Source organism: Bifidobacterium merycicum DSM 6492, assembly GCF_900129045.1.
GTDB classification, from domain to species: domain Bacteria; phylum Actinomycetota; class Actinomycetes; order Actinomycetales; family Bifidobacteriaceae; genus Bifidobacterium; species Bifidobacterium merycicum.
Genome location: NZ_FQTX01000003.1, coordinates 163,101 through 181,386, shown reverse-complemented (window position 1 = coordinate 181,386; position 18,286 = coordinate 163,101). Strand labels below are relative to the sequence as shown.

The window sequence follows — 18,286 nt, the reverse complement described above, 5'->3', positions numbered from 1 at the left end:
GAGATGTGTACGCACGAAGTAGACACTGTCGACTATGCTCGTGCGTTAGCGTGAATTTATTCGTATTGTGGTGTGTCAATTGTGCGCCTAACACCATAAGGGAGGAATCTAGGTGAGGACGTTAATCCAGGCCTTGAAGACGAAAGAACTCAGGAAGAAGATCCTCTTCGTTCTTTTCATCATCATTATCTATCGCATTGGCTCGTTCATTCCTACCCCGGGTGTGGACTACAAGGTCGTGCAGAAGTGCATGACCACGCTGTCCGGCAACCAGGAGAACTTCATCGGACTTGTCAATCTGTTCTCCGGCGGCGCCATGCTGCAGCTGTCGATCTTCGCGCTGGGTGTCATGCCGTACATCACCGCGTCCATCGTCATCCAGCTGCTGCGCGTCGTGATTCCGCGCTTCGAAGCCCTGCATAAGGAAGGCCAGTCCGGCGAGACCAAGCTGACCCAGTACACGCGTTACCTGACCATCGGACTTGCGGTGCTGCAGTCCACCACCATTCTGGTCACCGCGCGTTCCGGCGCCCTGTTCAACTACCAGTGCTCCCAGGTCATCCCCGACGGCTCCGTGTGGAACCTCATGGTCATGGTCCTCATCATGACCGGTGGTACCGGTCTGATCATGTGGATGGCCGAACTCATCACCGATAAGGGCATCGGTCAGGGTATGTCCGTCCTCATCTTCATGTCCATCTGCTCCGGCTTCCTGCCGCAGCTGTGGGAGATCGGCTATGGCACCAACGGCACGGACGGCGACTGGGGCAAGTTCGCCATCGTGGTCTCCGTGCTGGTCGTCATCCTCATCTTCGTCGACTTCGTCGAACTGTGCCAGCGTCGTATCCCGGTGCAGTACACCCGCCGCATGATCGGCCGCAAGATGTACGGCGGCTCCTCCACCTACCTGCCGTTGAAGATCAACATGTCCGGCGTCATCCCGCCGATCTTCGCATCCTCCATTCTGGCCATCCCGACCCTGGTCGCCCAGTTCGGCAACTCCGACCAGTCCTGGGTCAAGTGGATCAACGCCAACCTGGGCAACACCACCTCCGTGTGGTACATCGCCCTGTATGCGCTGATGATCGTCTTCTTCTGCTTCTTCTACACGTCGATCACGTTCAATCCGGACGAGACCGCCGACAACATGAAGCAGTACGGCGGCTTCATCCCCGGCATCCGTGCGGGCAGCGCCACCAGCCGCTACCTGACCTACGTGATGAACCGCCTGAACACCGTCGGTGCCGTCTACCTGCTGTTCGTGGCCCTGATCCCGACCGTGCTGATCATGGCGCTGAACCTTAACACCAAGCTGCCGTTCGGCGGCACCACGATCCTGATTATCGCGGGCGTCGGCCTCGACACCCTGCGTCAGGCGAAGGCGCAGACCGAACAGTTCCAGTACGCTGGCTTCCTGTTCGAGAACACCGACCATCAGGAAGGCAAGTGACGGGTCGCTGACCCGGCCATGCTTACGGAGCGCTACGGAACTAGACTTCGGTAGCGCTCCGTCACGTATAACCCACACAACAGAATCCAACAGAATAGAAAGAGAACCCTCATGCGTCTGCTGATCATGGGCCCCCAGGGCGTCGGTAAGGGCACCCAGGCCGCGCTGCTCGCCGAGCACTACGGCATCCCCGCCATCTCCACCGGTGACATCTTCCGTGCCAACATCAAGGGCAAGACCGAACTCGGTCTCAAGGTCATCGAATACACCGACAAGGGCGAACTGGTCCCCGACGAGCTCACCAACTCCATCGTCAAGGACCGTCTGGCCCAGGACGACACCGCGAACGGTTGGATCCTCGACGGTTACCCGCGCAACGCCGCCCAGGTCGAAGCCCTCGACGCCATGCTCGAAGAGCTCGGCACCCCGCTCGACGCCGTGGTCGCCCTCGACGCCGATCATGACGTGCTGATGGCCCGCATCGCCAAGCGCGCCGAGGAGCAGGGCCGCACCGACGACACGCCGGAAGCCATCGCCAAGCGCCTCGCCACCTACGCCAAGGAGACCGCGCCGCTGCTGGACACCTACAAGAGCCGTGGCCAGCTGGTCGCCATCGATGGTGTCGGCGAGATCGACGCCATCCAGAAGAACATCGTCGCAGCTCTCGACGCCCGCTGAGCGGACATCCACACGCTGTAAATACGGTGGGAAGGCGGGAAGAACCCGCCGGCCGATAGGGCCCCCAAGATCACGTGACACGCCGTCCGCGATCTTGGGGGCCCTACTGTGTATTCTTGCAAGTTGGTGTTTCTTCGGAAGCGCTGTGTAATGCACCCACAAGGATGGACTGGAGCTCATGGCTAAAGACGGTGTGATTGAAGTCGAAGGTCAGGTAGTCGAAGCGCTGCCAAACGCGATGTTTCGTGTTGAACTTGAGAACAAGCACATCGTGCTGGCCACCATCTCCGGAAAGATGCGGAAGAACTACATCCGTATTCTCCCGCAGGATCGCGTGGTGCTCGAAATGAGCCCGTACGATCTGACTCGCGGACGCATTACGTACCGTTATAAGTAAAGGTACAAGTAAAGGAAAACCATGAAGGTCAGCCCTAGTGTGAAGAGGATCTGCGAAAACTGCCGCGTGATCCGTCGTCACGGCCGCGTCATGGTGATCTGCGTCAACCCGCGCCACAAGCAGCGCCAGGGCTGAGCAGATTTCCCTGCGGCACAAGTAATAAGGCACTTTCTCACAACGCCTTCCTTTGGAAGCGACGTTGAACCACGGGTACGTAGGCCCGTGCCGGATAACCGGGCGAGAGGGTGCAAGACCTACGGAACATAGAAGGAATCGCAATGGCACGTCTTGCCGGAGTCGACATCCCTAACGAGAAGCGCATCGAGATCGCCCTCACCTACATTTTCGGTGTTGGTCGTACCCGTGCGAAGCAAACGCTTGCTGCGACCGGTATCAATCCGGATATTCGCGTCAAGGATCTTACCGACGAGCAGCTGATTACGCTGCGTGACTACCTCGAAGCCAACTTCAAGATCGAGGGCGATCTGCGTCGTGAAATCGACGCCGATATCCGTCGTAAGATTCAGATCAACTGCTATCAAGGCCAGCGTCACCGTAAGGGTCTTCCCGTGCGTGGTCAGCGCACCAAGACCAATGCTCGCACCCGCAAGGGCCCGAAGCGCACGGTCGCCGGAAAGAAGAAGGCCACCAAGTAATAGGTGGCGAAGCATACGCCACGAGGTGCGCATCCTCATCGCGTAGGCCAGCAAGACATTCGTTATTAGGAAACGAGGATCAATGGCAGCTCAGAAGCAAGCCGCGCGCAAGCCTCGTCGCCGCGACCGCAAGTCGGTCCCGGTCGGGCAGGCGCACATCAAGTCCACTTTCAACAACACGATCATCTCGATCACCGATCCGTCCGGCGCTGTGGTGTCCTGGGCCTCCGGTGGCGACGTCGGCTTCAAGGGCTCCCGTAAGTCCACGCCGTACGCTGCCGGCATGGCTGCCGAGTCCGCCGCCCGCAAGGCGATGGAACACGGCGTCAAGAAGGTCGACGTATTCGTGAAGGGCCCGGGTTCCGGTCGTGAAACCGCTATCCGCTCCCTGCAGTCTGCAGGTCTTGAAGTCGGCTCCATCACCGACGTCACCCCGCAAGCACACAACGGCGTTCGTCCCCCGAAACGCCGTCGCGTCTGAGCACTACTAGACAATATTCATCCAACGTGCTTATGTTCGGCGAGTGCACCGCCGTTCAGAAGCTGAAAGGATACCACAGTGCTTATTGCACAGCGTCCGACTCTTACCGAGGAATCGCTGAATCCTCAGCGCTCCCGTTTTACTATCGAACCGCTTGAACCGGGCTTCGGCTACACGCTTGGCAACTCGCTGCGCCGTACCCTGTTGAGCTCGATTCCGGGTGCCGCTGTTACTTCGGTACGTATCTCCGGTGCCCTGCATGAGTTCACCACTCTGCCGGGTGTGCAGGAAGACGTCACCGAGATCCTGCTGAACATCAAGGGCATCGTGCTCACCAGCGAATATGATGAGCCCGTCGTGATGTACCTGCGCAAGAGTGGCAAGGGTGAAGCCACCGCAGGCGATATCACCCCGCCCGCCGGCGTCACCATCGCCAACCCGGACAAGCATATCGCCACCCTGGCCGAAGATGGCGAACTCGAAATCGAGTTCACCGTCGAGCGTGGCCGCGGCTATGTGCCGGCGTCGATGAACAAGCAGGATGCTGACGAAATCGGCCGTATCCCGGTCGATTCCATCTACTCCCCGGTGCTCAAGGTGAGCTACAAGGTCGAGGCCACCCGTGTGGAACAGCGCACGGACTTCGACAAGCTCATTCTGGACGTGGAGACCAAGCCGGCCATTTCCCCGCGCGATGCGGTGGCATCCGCCGGTTCCACCCTGGTGGAGCTCTTCGGTCTGTGCCGTGAGCTCAACGTTCAGGCTGAGGGCGTTGAGGTTGGTTCCGCTCCCGTGGTGGAGGAAACCAACCCTGAGCATGCCGTGCCGATTGAGGATCTGAACCTCACTCAGCGCAGCTACAACTGCCTGAAGCGTGAGGGCATCCACACCATCGGTGAGCTTGTCTCCCACACCGAGCAGGATCTGCTCGACATCCGCAATTTCGGTATGAAGTCCATCGACGAGGTCAAGGAGAAGCTCCAGTCCCTGGGTCTTTCCCTGAAGGCTTCGCCGCTCGGCGACTTCGACCCCAATAATCTCGAAGGCGGCACTTTCTTCTCCCCGGAAGACGAGTGATCGCATAATCTTCGACCAACCGCTTGACCGGTTCGGATGTTCGGGCTCTTGCCCACCTGAACCGGCCCGGCAAAAGGAGTAACAATGCCTACACCCAAGAAGGGCCCGCGTCTGGCGTCCAGCCCGGCACACGAGCGCCTTATGCTCGCGAACATGGCTACCAGCCTGTTCCAGAACGGCCGCATCACGACCACGCTGCCGAAGGCCAAGCGCCTTCGTCCGCTGGCCGAGCGACTGATCACCTTCGCCAAGCGCGGTGATCTGCACTCCCGTCGTCGCGTGATGCGCGTCATCCGCAACAAGTCCGTCGTGCATAAGCTGTTCACCGAGATCGCCGAGCAGATGGAGCAGCGCGAGGGCGGCTACACCCGCATCGTGAAGATCGCCTCTCGTACCGGCGACAATGCGCCTGCAGCCATCATCGAGCTCGTCACCGAGCCGGTGAGCCCGAAGAAGGCCGTCGTCAAGGAAGCCGAAGCCGCGACCAAGGTCGCCGCCGAAGCCGAAGCTCCCGCTGAGGAAGCCAAGGACGAGGCCGAGAAGGCTGAGTGAGTCGATCAGTCCGACTGATTGATTGAAGGGCCGGGAATCCATGTGGTTCCCGGCCCTTTTCGTATATTCGGCGGGTTATGCGCCTCGGGAGGCGGAACCGTATATGTCTGCCGGGCCGTACTGGATTATGCCGTACCAGACGGCCTGCGCGAGGCAGCGGACGAACCGGCTTCTGCCGCATGAAGGTTGAGGGAACCCGTACTATGGGTGGTTATGAGACTTCGAATCGATTTGGCATATGACGGTGGGGCGTTCTACGGATGGGCCGTGCAGCCCGACATTCGCACGGTGCAGGGGGAAGTGGAGAGCGCGCTGCGCCGCATTCTGCGCGTCGCCGCCGACGATGCCGACGAGCCGTTGCGCTTGGTGGTGGCGGGGCGTACCGATACGGGCGTGCACGCCAGCCATCAGGTCTGCCATATCGACATCAGTGAGGATGTCCTGCAACGCGCCGTCGGGCATATGAAGGTTGCCGCGGTGACGGCTCTGGAACATCGCCTGCAGCGGCTGTTGCCCGGCGATATCGCCATCCATCGCATCAGTGTGGCGCCGGAAGGTTTCGATGCCCGGTTCTCCGCGCTGGAACGCACATACGTGTATCGCATCGTCGATCGTGGGGGAGAGGTCGATCCGCGATTGCGTGGCTGCGTGCTCCATATCGATGACGATCTTGATATCGATGCGATGAACCGTGCAGCGGCCATGACCATCGGCCTGCATGATTTCGGCTCCTTCGCCACTCCGAATCCGGGAGGCACCACCATCCGTGAGGTCAAACGGGCGCAGTGGACACGTATCGGGACTTCGCCGCTCGTCCCGCCGAGCGGCCGGGAGAGCGGCCGGGAGAGCGGCTTGGAGCAAGGGTATATCGTGCCGACCTTCGAATCCGGCTTGGTCTGCTTCACCATCGTCGCCGACGCCTTCGCCCGCAATATGGTGCGTTCCCTGGTCAACGGCTGCGTGCAGGTCGGCCTCGGCAAGCGCGATCTCGATTGGTTCGCGGGCAAGATGGCCGTTCCCAAGCGTGAAGGCAGCACCGGCCCGATCGCGCCGCAGGGATTAACGTTGGAACACGTCGCCTACCCTTCCGACGATCAGCTGGCGGTTCGCGCCCAGGCGATTCGTGCGAAGCGGACGCTGCCGTAATCCATTGCGACGGACGCTGCGGCGAGCGATGTGACAAACGCTGCGACGAGTGTTGTAACGGCCGCAATTTGTGAACGGCATTCCATGTGGGAGAAACGTTGCCAGCATGCGGTTTGCCGCGGAATTCGCGTGTTTCGGTCATGAGACGGACCCGTTCCACAATGTGAAACAGGGTTGCCCCGGAAAAATATGCGACCTATTACAGACCAATACATAAGGCGCAAGGGGTTGGCCTGAAGGGGGTCGCATGATCAAATACATCGTCAAGCGCATCGCCAATTACGTGGTGATGCTGTTCATCGCAGTGTCGCTGACGTACTTCCTGGCAAGCGCGTTCATGGACCCACGCTCGAACTACATGTCCCGCCATCCGCATCCGCCGATCGCCTCAATCAACCGTTCGCTGACCCTCGCTAACATCAACGATCAGACCCCCGTCATCATCCGGTACGGACGGTGGCTGAAGAACATCGTGACCCGTTGGGATTGGGGATTGAGCCCGGACCAGTCGCCGGTCGGTCCAGCGATCGCGGCCCGTATCGGCGCGTCCGTCCAGCTGGTGACGCTGGCCACCGTCCTTGGCGTGGTCTTCGGCGTCAGCATCGGCGTCTACACGGCGATTCGCCAATACAAGTGGCAGGATCGCGCATTGAACACAGTCGCCACCTTCTTCCTGGTCATCCCCACCGCCGTGCTCGGCCTGCTGGTCGTGCTGCTTGCCATCAGCTTCAACAAGTCCACCGGCAGCAGGATCTTCTACGTGACGGGATTGCATTCCTACACCGGATCGAATCCGTTCCTGTGGTTCCTTGATTTCGCGCAGCATCTGATACTGCCGACCATCGTGCTGACCATCCCCGGCATGGTCAGCTACCATCTGACGCAGCGCACGTATCTGCTCGATACGATGAACGCCGATTATGTGCGCACTGCACGTGCCAAAGGCCTGCCGCTCAACGTCGCCATCCGCCGTCATGCGTTGCGCACGTCGCTGATTCCGACGGCCGTCGATGTGGCGTTCTCCATCGCCAGCGTGTTCACCGGCGCCGTGATCACGGAAACCGTGTTCGCCATCAATGGCGTCGGATCCTACTTCGTGCAGGCCATCAGCCAGAACGACATCAACGGCTCGGTGGCGGTCACCGCGTTCGGCGGCGTCTGCACGCTTACCGGCGCCCTGCTTGCCGACATCTTCTCCGCATGGCTCGATCCACGCATTCGTTTGAGCTGAATAGCCACAAGAACTGAATATTAGGTGATTCCCCATGAGTAGCGCACTCGAATATGACGAAACCGTTGAATGTGAAGCGCAGAAAGGACCGGAACGCGAGGATCTCGGTTCCGATGATGCGCCGGCCGCGAATGATTCGTTCAAACGCACAGGCCGTCTGACCCTGTATGTCAGGCGTTTCATGCGTCGCAAGTCAGCCGTTGTCGGCTTGGTGATGCTGGTCGTGCTGATATTCTTCGCGATCTTCGGTTCCAAACTCTCCAAATGGAGCTATGACGAGCCTGATTTCACGGCACTCGGCTCCGGTCCGACCGCCGACCACTGGTTTGGCACGACCGTCGGCGGTTCCGATCTGTACGCCATGGTGGTCCGTGGTCTGGGACGTTCCCTCTCCATCGGTCTGCTGAGCTCCATCGGCACCACGGTGATCGCCGCGATCGTCGGCACCGCGGTCGCCTATTTCGGCGGCTGGTTCGAAAAAGTCGGCATGTGGGTGCTTGACATGCTGCTCGTGGTGCCGTCGTTCCTCCTCATCGCGCTCATCGTGAGCTCCGCGACCGGCGGCAGCGACTGGCTGTGGCTCGTCTTCGGTTTGACGGCCTTCGGCTGGATCGGCTACGCGCGTACCCTGCGCACGTTGACGTTGAGCCTGCGCGAGCGTGAGTACGTCCACGCCGCGAAATACATGGGCGTTTCGTCGTTCCACATCATCGTGCGTCATCTGGTGCCGAATCTGGGCTCGGTGCTGATCATCAACACCGTGCTCGGCGTCATCGGCGCGGTCAACAGCGAAACCGCGCTGAGCTTCCTGGGCTTGGGCATCAAAGCTCCCGACACCTCGCTCGGCACCCTGCTCAACGCGGGCCAGACCGTGGTGATGACCTCCCCATGGATCCTGCTGTTCCCCTCCATCGTGCTGATCGTGCTGACCTTCTCCGTGCAGCTGATCGGCGATGGATTGCGTGACGCCATCGACCCGTATTCCCGTTCCGCTGGAAAGGCTGAGTGAGCCCGAAATGACCAATCAGAAGGAAACGCAAGAGAAGAAGCCGGTTCTCCGAGTCCGCGACCTGCATGTGAGCTTCGCTTCCGAAGCGGGCGTGGTGCGTGCCGTGCGCGGCGTCAATTTCGACCTCTACCGCGGCAAGACGCTCGGCATCGTCGGCGAGTCCGGTTCGGGCAAATCGGTGACATCCATGGCGATCATGGGATTGCTCGACAAGAATGCGAGCGTCAAGGGATCCGTCCGCTACCGTGGCGAGGAACTGCTCGACAAGGATGACCTCGCCATGAGCAAGATCCGCGGCAAGGGCATCGCCATGGTCTTCCAGGACCCGCTTTCCGCGCTGACCCCGGTGTTCTCCATCGGTGATCAGATCAAGGAGGCGCTGACCATACATAATCCCGGCATGAGCGCCGAACAGATCCACGACCGTTCCATCGAACTGATGAATCTGGTGGGCATCCCCGAGCCGGAGAAGCGCCTGACCGCGTTTCCCCACCAGTTCTCCGGCGGCATGCGCCAGCGTGTGATGATCGCCATGGCCATCGCCAACGACCCGGACGTCATCATCGCCGACGAGCCGACCACCGCATTGGATGTGACGATCCAGGCGCAGATCCTCGAAGTGTTGAAGAAAGCGCAGCGCGAAACGGGTGCCGCGGTCATCTTCATCACCCATGATCTGGGTGTCATCGCGGGCATGGCGGACGACATCATCGTCATGTACGCGGGGCGCCCGGTGGAATACGCGGACGTCGACAGCATTTTCGCGCATCCCGCCATGCCGTACACCATGGGATTGCTGGGTGCGGTGCCGCGTTCCGATCGCGGCAGCGACAAGCGGCTCGTGCCCATTCCCGGTTCCCCGGTCAATCTGGCCGACTTGCCGCAGGGATGCCCGTTCGCGCCCCGTTGCCCGATGGCCACCGACGCATGCCGCCATGAGGAGCCGGAGCTCAAACCCATTTCAGGGCTCGAAGGGCAGTTGGCGGCATGCCTGCGCGCCGACGAGATCGCGAGTAAGGGACTCACCTTCCATGACGTGTACCAGGTGGATGACCGAACGCCGTCCAAGTTCGCGCACATTCCCCGCAGCCAGCGCAGGAAGGTGCTTGAACTGAAGGACGTATGCAAGACCTTCCCGGTCACCTCCGGTGGGTTCTTCCGCCGCAATGTGGGCAAAGTGCATGCGGTGGACGGCGTGAGCTTCGATGTGTGCGAAGGCGAGACCGTGGCGCTGGTGGGTGAATCCGGTTCCGGAAAATCCACCACGCTGACGCAGGTCATGAACTTCACCGAGCCGGAATCCGGTTCCATCACCGTCCTCGGCACGACGTTGAGCAAGAAGCACATGTCCCGCGAGAAGCGCCGTGAACTGCGTGCGCAGGTGCAATACGTGTTCCAGGATCCGATGAGCTCGCTCGACCCCCGTCTGCCGATCTACGACGTGCTTGCCGAGCCGCTGAAGGCGCAGCATAAGAGCCGTGAGGAGATTCGCCAGCGCATCGGCGAACTGATGCGGCTCGTGGAACTCAACCCGGATCAGGTGGATCGCTTCCCGACGCAGTTCTCCGGAGGCCAACGTCAGCGCATCGCCATCGCACGCGCCCTGGCCGTGAATCCGAAGCTGGTTTTGCTCGATGAACCGGTCTCCGCGTTGGATGTTTCCATCCAGGCCGGTGTGATCAACCTGCTGGAGGACCTGCAGAACAAGCTTGGCGTCGCCTATCTGTTCGTGGCGCACAACCTGTCGGTGGTCCGCCACATTTCCAGCCGCATCGCGGTGATGTACCTGGGGCGGCTCGTGGAGGTCGGCGACACGGATGACGTGTTCGACCATCCGCTGCACCCGTACACCAAGGCCCTGATGAGCGCGGTTCCGGTTCCCGACCCGCAAAGGGAACGGTCCCGTCAACGTGTCGTGCTGCAAGGCGAACTGCCCAGCGCGACGGAAACCTTCGCCGGCTGCCCGTTCGTGGGCCGATGCCCACTGATGCCGACGCTGACGAAGGAACAACAGGCGCGTTGCATGGGCGAACGCCCGAGCATGCGCGTCTCGAACGAAGCTTCCCGCGGCGACGGCCATACGGTCGCCTGCCATTTCGCTTGATTCCAAGCGCGGGTGATGGATTCGCATCCCACGAATCCTTGAATATATTGGAGAGGAAAATGAACAGGAAAAACAAGCTTATGTCGCTTGCTGCCGTGGCGGCGTCGTTCTCGATGCTGTTCGCAGGCTGCGGCGCGAATGGCGGTTCTTCATCGAGCGCGTTGAAGGAGGAGCCGGCAGACGGCGTTCCATCGTCCTACACCGGTGATCTGCCGATGCCGAACGTCAAGCAGCGTTACGACAACCACCAGTCTCGCGACAACATCAAGGACGGCGGCACGCTGACACTGGGTATTGTCGAAATCGGTCCGAACTGGAACTATCTGAGCACCGACGGCAACACCGGGTACATGTCCGAATTGTGGAGCTGGTATCAGCCGAGCCTGCTGCTTTCCGATCAGGTTTCCGGCTCCCCGATCAAGGTGAACAAGGACTTCCTGACCGATATGAGGCTGGTCAGCGAGAACCCAATGGTCGTGCAGTACGACATCAATCCGAAGGCCAAATGGAACGACGGCAGCGAAATCGACTGGACCGCATTCAAAGCGACCTGGGAGGCCAACAACGGTTCCAACCCGGACTACAACCCGCCGAGCACCGATGGTTTCGACCAGATCGCCAGCGTCGAGCAGGGCTCCAATGCCAAGCAGGTCATCGTCAAGTACAAGACCCCGTATTATCCGTGGCAGTTGGTGTTCTCCGGACTGGTGAACCCGAAGGCCGCCGATCCGAAGACCTTCACCCAGGGATGGGTGAAGAACCCGCACAACGAATGGGCCGCCGGTCCGTTCAAGGTCCAGTCCTTCAGCGATTCCCAGGTCACTTTCGTCCCGAATGAGGAGTGGTGGGGCGACAAGCCGAAGCTGAGCAAGGTGATCTACAAGCAGATGGAGAGCAGCGCCGAGCTCAACGCCTTCCAGAACGGCGAAATCGATGCTGCCATCGCCAGCACCAAGGACGATATCAAGCAGGTGCGCGGCGTGAAGGACACGCAGCTCCGCTACGGCTACAGCACCAAGACCCGTGTGTTCGAATACAACGGCAAGTCCAAGCCGCTGGACGACATCAAGGTGCGTAAGGCGCTGACCCAGGCGTTCGATGTCAATACCTACAACAGCGTGCAGTACCAAGGCATGAAGTGGGATGCCACCCAGCCGGGCTCCGAGCTGCTGATGCCGTACCAGAAGGGCTATGAGAACAACATGCCGGCCGACGCGAAGTACAACGTCGACAACGCCAAGAAGACCCTCGAGTCCGACGGTTACAAGATGGGCGATGACGGCTACTACGCCAAGGGCGGCAAGACGCTGCAGGTCACGTTCACCTACTTCGGTGACGACGCCACCCAGCAGGCTCTGGCCACCGCATATCAGGCCATGATGAAGAAGGCCGGTGTCAAGGTCAAGGTCGTCAACAAGACCGAAAGCAAGTTCTCGTCCACCGTGACCAGCGGCGAATACCAGGTGCTGCCGATGGCCTGGCAGGCGAGCGCCGCGCTCAGTTTCGTGACCTCCGCGCCGCAGCTGTATACCTCCGACGGTCCGTCGAACTTCACCTATGTGGGCAGCAAGGAAGTCGACGAGCTGGTGAAGAAGGCCGGCGCGCTGTCTGATTATGATGCCCAGGCCAAGGCCACCAACAAGGCGGAAAAGGCCGCGCTGGCGCTGTACGGCACCATTCCGGTGTCCACACCGCCGTCCTATTACGCCACGAAGACCGGTCTGGCCAACTATGGTTCGGCCGGCTTCGCGGGTTCTCTGCCGCAGGATATCGGTTGGCAGAAGTGAGTCGCTTCCGCTAGCGGACAGCCGCCGATAGGCCACGTCGATCCCCGTGCTGGCCACCATGGACCATCCATGGCGACCCGCACGGGGATCGTCATGTCACGGCCATGTGTACGGCATGTTGCGGTGCGCGTCACCGATGACAATACCGTAACAATCCGCGGCACCATCCGGTAACCGAACGCCGTTACGTTCGCTTCTATCAAGGCTGACCATGCGCGGTACCCCATATTGGCATCCGTCGCGAGGGACGGAAGGAGCGTGGAACGATGATCGAATCGGCGGCACGGAAACTGGCCAAGGAACTGGTATCACGGCGTGAGGAGATCAATAGGGAACTCAGCCGCAACGGCGTGCGCTTCGGCGTATACAAGGACGGCGAATACCATGATCGTCTGTTCCCCTACGATCCGGTGCCGCGCATCATCGAATCCGACGAGTTCGACCGGCTTGAAGCCGGTCTCAAGCAGCGCGTCCAGGCGCTGAACGCGTATCTGCGCGATATCTACTCCGATAAGCAGATCATCCACGACGGCGTGGTGCCCGAGGAGTTCGTCTACACGTCGGCGGGCTACTATCCGCAGGTGAACGGCGTCACCCCTCCAGGCGGCGTGTTCGCGCACATCGCGGGGGAGGATCTCGTGCAAGGCGAGGATGGCCGATGGTGGGTGTTGGAGGATAATCTGCGTATTCCCTCGGGCGCAAGCTACCCGCTGTTCGCGCGCGACATCGAACGTCGCATCAACCCGCGTCTGTTCCGCGACGTGCATGTGCGCGACAACCGCGACTACTCCCGTCTACTGCGCAAGGCGATGGACTTCGTATCCACGGGCGGCATCGCGGTGGTGCTGTCGCCGGGACGATACAATTCCGCGTTCTTCGAGCACGCGTATCTGGCGGAACAGACCGGTGCCACGCTCGCGTTCCCGGAGGATCTCGAAGTCGTGGACAACCGTCTGTTCTTCCTCGACTATGCGGGCAACCGGCATCGTGTGGGCGTGGTCTACCGGCGTCTTTCCGACGATTACCTCGATCCCTTCGCCTTCAACCCCGATTCGGTGATCGGCGTGCCCGGCCTGCTCTCCGCCTACCGTGCGGGCAACGTCTCCATCGTCAACGCGCCGGGCAACGGCGCGGCCGACGACAAGGCCATCTACTATTTCGTGCCGCAGATGATCAGATACTATCTGGGCGAGGAGCCGATCCTGAACAATGCGCCCACCTACATGCCCATGTTCGGCAAGGATCGCGCCGAAGTGCTCGACAGGCTCGGCGAACTGGTGATCAAGGATGTGGCCGAAGCCGGTGGTTACGGCGTGGTGTTCGGCAGTGATCTGGACAAATCCGAGCGCGAGGATCTGGCCGACCGCATCAAAGCCGAGCCCAGGCGGTTCATCGCGCAGGAAGTCATCCAATTCCGTGATCTTGAGGTCGTCGATACGGCGACCGGCGACACCGTGCCACGCAAGGCCGATCTGCGCGCCTTCGTCCTCACCGGTCAGAACATGCACGTATGGTATTCGGGCTTGACGCGCTATTCGTCCGTTCCCGGTCAGATGATCGTCAACTCCTCGCAGGGCGGCGGCTTCAAGGACACTTGGGTGCTCGCCCCCGATACGAAGGACGGTATGAGAGCCGGGGAGGAGATCACGTCGGTGAATCTTATCCCGCATGTGCGCAAGCATGCGCTGCAGCTGGTCACCGCGTCCAAGGCAGACAACCTGTATTGGCTCGGCCGGTACACCGAGCGGGCGTTCACCACGCTGGTGCAGTTCTATCCCTTCTACGACCGTGTGATGGACGAGGACGCCGACGCGTTCCGCCCATTCGCCCACGCACTCGACCTGCCCGAGGACTTCGAGGATTTCGACGCATTCATCGAATCGTTCCTGTATGACGGGAACAATCCGGATTCGGTGCGCAGCGCCATCGTGTGCGCGTTCAACAACGCGGTGATTTTGCGGCCCGAGCTTTCGTCGCGTCTGCTGCAGTACATCGAGCTTGCCCTGACGAACATCACCGACGCCGCCGAACGCAGCGCCAACGACGGCGACATCTACGCGCAACGCGATGTGGCGGATAACATGCTCGCGTTCTGGGGCGGCATCGAGAACTCCTCGGCCGATAAGGAGCTCAAGGCGTTCATCTTCGTCGGCAAGTACCTTGAGCGCATCGACCTGTACACGCGCTTCCATATGCCGGATGATGAACTGGACGTATCGCTGCGCAACCTCGAGGCGTACGCGCATCTTCTCGACGGATTGCCGTTGCCGCAATGCTTCGCCGACGGGCTGAACTGGCTGCTCGCGCAACTGCCCCAACGTGGCTACGACAGGCTGACCGCCAAGCTCCGGGCGTTCCTCGACGATTTCCGCAAGCGTTCCATCATGCATGATTCCGCGGAAAAGGGGACGCTGAGCGCCATGAATATGGACGCCCATCGCCCGTGAACGCGGGTGGTGGGTATCGTGAGAACCGTATTGCCCGATCGGACTTGGGACATGAGCCATGAAGAAATTGGTGTTTGATTACGAGATGAAGCTGAGCTTCAGCTCGCCGGTCACGAACCATCGTTTCCAGTTGCGTTGCATCCCCGTGACCGGACCACGCCAGCAGGTTGTGGACGTCGATGTCATGGTGGAGCCGCATACCGAACTCGAAACGACCATCGATGCCTTCGACTCCGTGGTGAGCACCGGGTTCATCCCGGAACCGCACACGATGTTCAATTACCGGGTCACCGGCATCGCATTCGTGGACAACGCGCATATCAAGGCGGAACGTTACCGGCCCCTGTACCGTTTCGATTCGGCGCTCACCGTTCCCGGGCCGGCCGTCGAGGCGTTGATCGCGATCTGCCGCACCCGATTGGAGCGGCTGGCGGACGATGCCACGGCGCTCGATAAGGCCGGGGCGATCATGGATGAGGTGTTCAAGGCCTTCGTCTACACGCCGGGTTCCACCACGATCCGCACCACCGCCGAGCAGGCGCTTGCGCAACGCAGCGGCGTGTGCCAGGATTACGCGCACGTGATGCTGGCGGTATGCCGCCATTGCGGGCTCGCCGCGCGGTATATCGCCGGTCTGCTCGGTGGCGAAGGCGCGACGCACGCCTGGGTGGAGATCTACCACTACGGGCGGTGGATTGGATTCGACCCGACGCACAATCGTATGGTGGACGATAACTACATCACCATCGCGCATGGGCGTGATTACCGTGATTGCATGCTTGATATCGGCACGTTCTTCGGTGATGACGTCAAGCAGGACCAGTGGGTGAATGCATCGGTGCATGAGCAGCTGCTGTGATGCCCGTGCGGCCGTTGCATGGCTGGGTATATGGCCGTCGCGCAACCGTCGTGCAACCGTCGCGCTGCAGGCCGTTGCACGACGCGACATGTGCGACACGATTTGCCGTATCGGTTTTTTGTGGCATAATGGACAAGTTGCTTGCAACATATGGATAAGTGTCCGAGCGGTCTAAGGAGCACGCCTCGAAAGCGTGTGAGGGCGAACCCCTCCGCGAGTTCGAATCTCGCCTTATCCGCCATAAAAGCCCATCGGGATTCCCGGTGGGCTTTGTCATATCCGTTTCGTTTCCGCCGTCCGTTTCGTTTCCGCCGCTTGCCGTCGGTCGCCGGATCCCGGCATTCGCCGAGCCGTGCGGAACGTGATCGGCCCTCAGCCCTCATCCTGTTCGAGCAATGCGGCGTCGAACACCGGGTATCCGAGTTCGAAAGCATGCCAGACGCGGGCCGTGGCGGCATCGGCAAGCCAGGCGAGCGTGGCGCGTGAAATGTGCTTCGACCCGGACAACGCCTCAAGGTAGGCGCGCGCGCAATTCATCTCGATGGCGGCGACGGTGGATGCCTCGATCTTGTTGGCGGGATCGTCGATGGTTTGCGGATTCGCTATCAGATGATCGACCGCATACACCTTCTGACGCGGGTCCGTGCCGGCTTCGGACAGCGAGAACAGTCGTTGCGCGGCGGTCTTGTGCGCGTCGCTGTTGGCAAGGGTGGCGTTGGCGACGCCGCGAGCCGCCAGTACGCCCAGCGAGAAACCGGCGCGATCCTCCTCCAATACGATTTTCGACAGCGCATCGGTGTCCATGCTCAGCTTCACCAGCGAGCCATAATCCATGGTGGGTGCGGAAGCGGCGGCGATCCCCAAACGCGAGGCGAGCACTTGGGCGGTGTACAAGGATTGCGCGGAATGCACGACGCCTTCGACGGCGCGCGCCGGGCAGGACGAGGCGACGGTGGACCAAGCCGATGCGGCGGCGGTCGCGCCGAGATAACGCATCATCAGGGAATGGCCGGCGGCCATATCGCCCGACCCCGCCACAGCGGACTCATACGAGCTTTCGCAGGTGTCGGGTTTGGCGGCCTCGTTGACCTGCGCTTCGAGATTCGGTGCCGAGCATCCCGCGAGCGGCATGAGCATGGCGCATACGGCCGCTATCGTCAACGGCCGTGCGCCCAAGGGGAAGGCGTCTCGAAGTGTCTGCATAAAACAGTAGAATAAGCTTTGACTATGACCATATGAGCCTAGTACGCAATAATTTAAGGGAGGTCTTGCGGAACATGGAACTGGACCTGGCAGGAATTCATAAGCTCGCAGCGGAGCAGGGTATTGACGCTGAAACACTTGATGACGCTCTTTCCGAGGCGCTGCGCCTCGCATATCTGAAGACGCCGCACGCCGCCAAGCATGCGCGCATCGAACTCGACGACCGTGCCGGCACGTTCACCGTGTGGGCGGCCGATGAGATTCCGGGAACCCCCACCGAGGAGAACCCGCATCCCGCGCCCACGCTGGGTGAAGAGTACGACGACACCCCCAAGGATTTCGGTCGTCTCGCCGCCGCCACGGCACGCCAGGTCATCACCCTGCTGTTCCGTCGCGCGGAGGATGAGAAGATCTTCGGCGCGTTCAGCGGCCAGAAGGGCAAGCTGATCACCGGCATCGTCCAGCAGGACGTCAAGGATCCCTCCAACGTGCATATCGCCGTCGGCGATGTCGAAGCGCTGCTGCCGCGCCGCGAGCAGGTGCCGGGTGAGCGTTACCGTCACGGCGAGCGTCTGCGCGTGTATGTGGTGAACGTCGGTCGTGGCATCAAGGGGCCGGAGATCATCGTCTCCCGTTCCCACCCGGAGCTGGTGCGTTGCCTGTTCGAACGCGAAGTGCCGGAACTGGTTTCCGGTGCGGTGTCGATCATGGCCATCGCCCGTGAGGCCGGTGCCCGCACCAAGATCGCGGTCAAGGCCAACACGGAAAGTGTGAACCCGAAGGGTGCTCTGATCGGCCCCGGCGGTGCCCGTGTCCGTGCGGTGATGGAGAACCTCGGCCAGGAGAAGATCGATATCGTCGATTACTCCGCGGATCCGGCGAAATTCGTCGCGTCGGCTCTGTCTCCGGCCGTCGCCACCGGCGTGCAGGTCATCAGCGAGAAGAACAAGACCGCCATCGCCTTCATCCACGACGACCAGCTGTCGCTGGCCATCGGCAAGGAAGGGCAGAACGCTCGTCTGGCCGCCAAGCTCACCGGTTGGAAGATCGGCATCGAATCCGCCGAAAGCCATGCCAAGAAGATGGCTGAGCAGGCGGACAAGCAGGCGGACGAATAATCCAGCGCTCTGGGTATGCTTATGCCGGAATTTATCAGGCATAAGTAGGCTCTGAGTCGAACGACGAGGATACACACGATCATGGTTGCAC

The 18,286-nt window shown here is 60.9% G+C and carries 17 protein-coding genes and 1 tRNA gene; 17 read left to right on the top strand and 1 reads right to left on the bottom strand.

The features are described 5' to 3' along the window. Positions 1-112: 112 nt before the first annotated feature. The 16 genes from secY to BUB29_RS05890 all read left to right on the top strand — a co-directional run bounded on the left by secY (position 113) and on the right by BUB29_RS05890 (position 16,115). Complete coding sequence (gene secY, locus BUB29_RS05965; protein WP_033522695.1) at positions 113-1,450, top strand: preprotein translocase subunit SecY; 1,338 nt, start codon at positions 113-115, stop codon at positions 1,448-1,450. 111 nt (positions 1,451-1,561) lie between these two features. Then, complete coding sequence (locus BUB29_RS05960) at positions 1,562-2,128, top strand: adenylate kinase (RefSeq protein WP_033522698.1); 567 nt, start codon at positions 1,562-1,564, stop codon at positions 2,126-2,128. A 178-nt stretch (positions 2,129-2,306) separates the two neighbouring features. After that, positions 2,307-2,525, top strand: coding sequence for a translation initiation factor IF-1 (gene infA, locus BUB29_RS05955; protein WP_003827269.1), 219 nt, complete (start codon positions 2,307-2,309; stop codon positions 2,523-2,525). 21 nt (positions 2,526-2,546) lie between these two features. Then, positions 2,547-2,660 carry a 50S ribosomal protein L36 gene (gene rpmJ, locus BUB29_RS05950; RefSeq protein WP_003808136.1) on the top strand — a complete coding sequence of 38 codons (114 nt, stop codon included), beginning with the start codon at positions 2,547-2,549 and terminating at the stop codon, positions 2,658-2,660. Positions 2,661-2,803: 143 nt separating this feature from the next. Next, positions 2,804-3,181 carry a 30S ribosomal protein S13 gene (gene rpsM, locus BUB29_RS05945; RefSeq protein ID WP_003827268.1) on the top strand — a complete coding sequence of 126 codons (378 nt, stop codon included), beginning with the start codon at positions 2,804-2,806 and terminating at the stop codon, positions 3,179-3,181. 82 nt (positions 3,182-3,263) lie between these two features. Continuing rightward, positions 3,264-3,662 carry a 30S ribosomal protein S11 gene (gene rpsK, locus BUB29_RS05940; protein ID WP_003827267.1) on the top strand — a complete coding sequence of 133 codons (399 nt, stop codon included), beginning with the start codon at positions 3,264-3,266 and terminating at the stop codon, positions 3,660-3,662. A gap of 78 nt (positions 3,663-3,740) precedes the next feature. After that, positions 3,741-4,739, top strand: coding sequence for a DNA-directed RNA polymerase subunit alpha (locus tag BUB29_RS05935; protein WP_033522699.1), 999 nt, complete (start codon positions 3,741-3,743; stop codon positions 4,737-4,739). A gap of 84 nt (positions 4,740-4,823) precedes the next feature. Continuing rightward, the gene (rplQ, locus tag BUB29_RS05930) at positions 4,824-5,291 is read left to right on the top strand and encodes a 50S ribosomal protein L17 (protein ID WP_033522701.1); all 468 of its coding nucleotides are present in this window, start codon (positions 4,824-4,826) and stop codon (positions 5,289-5,291) included. Between the two features lie 213 nt (positions 5,292-5,504). Continuing rightward, positions 5,505-6,437, top strand: a complete 933-nt coding sequence (locus tag BUB29_RS05925) for a tRNA pseudouridine synthase A (protein WP_033522702.1) — start codon at positions 5,505-5,507, stop codon at positions 6,435-6,437. A 247-nt stretch (positions 6,438-6,684) separates the two neighbouring features. After that, positions 6,685-7,668 (top strand): ABC transporter permease, encoded by a 984-nt coding sequence (locus BUB29_RS05920; RefSeq protein WP_033522703.1) that lies wholly within the window; start codon positions 6,685-6,687, stop codon positions 7,666-7,668. Positions 7,669-7,702: 34 nt separating this feature from the next. After that, positions 7,703-8,677, top strand: a complete 975-nt coding sequence (locus BUB29_RS05915; protein ID WP_051915284.1) for an ABC transporter permease — start codon at positions 7,703-7,705, stop codon at positions 8,675-8,677. Positions 8,678-8,684: 7 nt separating this feature from the next. Continuing rightward, positions 8,685-10,781 carry an ABC transporter ATP-binding protein gene (locus BUB29_RS05910; protein ID WP_033522704.1) on the top strand — a complete coding sequence of 699 codons (2,097 nt, stop codon included), beginning with the start codon at positions 8,685-8,687 and terminating at the stop codon, positions 10,779-10,781. A gap of 59 nt (positions 10,782-10,840) precedes the next feature. Further along, a complete protein-coding gene (locus BUB29_RS05905) occupies positions 10,841-12,568 on the top strand; it encodes an ABC transporter family substrate-binding protein (protein WP_033522705.1) in 1,728 nt (575 codons plus the stop codon). 266 nt (positions 12,569-12,834) lie between these two features. After that, a complete protein-coding gene (locus BUB29_RS05900) occupies positions 12,835-15,015 on the top strand; it encodes a circularly permuted type 2 ATP-grasp protein (RefSeq protein ID WP_033522706.1) in 2,181 nt (726 codons plus the stop codon). A gap of 58 nt (positions 15,016-15,073) precedes the next feature. Beyond that, positions 15,074-15,874, top strand: a complete 801-nt coding sequence (locus BUB29_RS05895) for a transglutaminase-like domain-containing protein (protein ID WP_033522707.1) — start codon at positions 15,074-15,076, stop codon at positions 15,872-15,874. Positions 15,875-16,026: 152 nt separating this feature from the next. Then, a tRNA-Ser gene (locus BUB29_RS05890) sits at positions 16,027-16,115 on the top strand. Positions 16,116-16,246: 131 nt separating this feature from the next. On the opposite strand, the gene BUB29_RS05885 is transcribed toward BUB29_RS05890, so the two are convergent. Then, on the bottom strand, positions 16,247-17,077 hold the full coding sequence (locus tag BUB29_RS05885; RefSeq protein WP_143155162.1) for a hypothetical protein: 831 nt from the start codon (positions 17,075-17,077) through the stop codon (positions 16,247-16,249). Between the two features lie 74 nt (positions 17,078-17,151). Between BUB29_RS05885 and nusA the strand changes: the two genes are divergently transcribed. Beyond that, positions 17,152-18,195: a transcription termination factor NusA gene (nusA, locus tag BUB29_RS05880; protein ID WP_033522708.1), complete on the top strand. Its 1,044-nt coding sequence runs from the start codon at positions 17,152-17,154 to the stop codon at positions 18,193-18,195. The last annotated feature ends 91 nt before the right edge of the window (positions 18,196-18,286 follow it).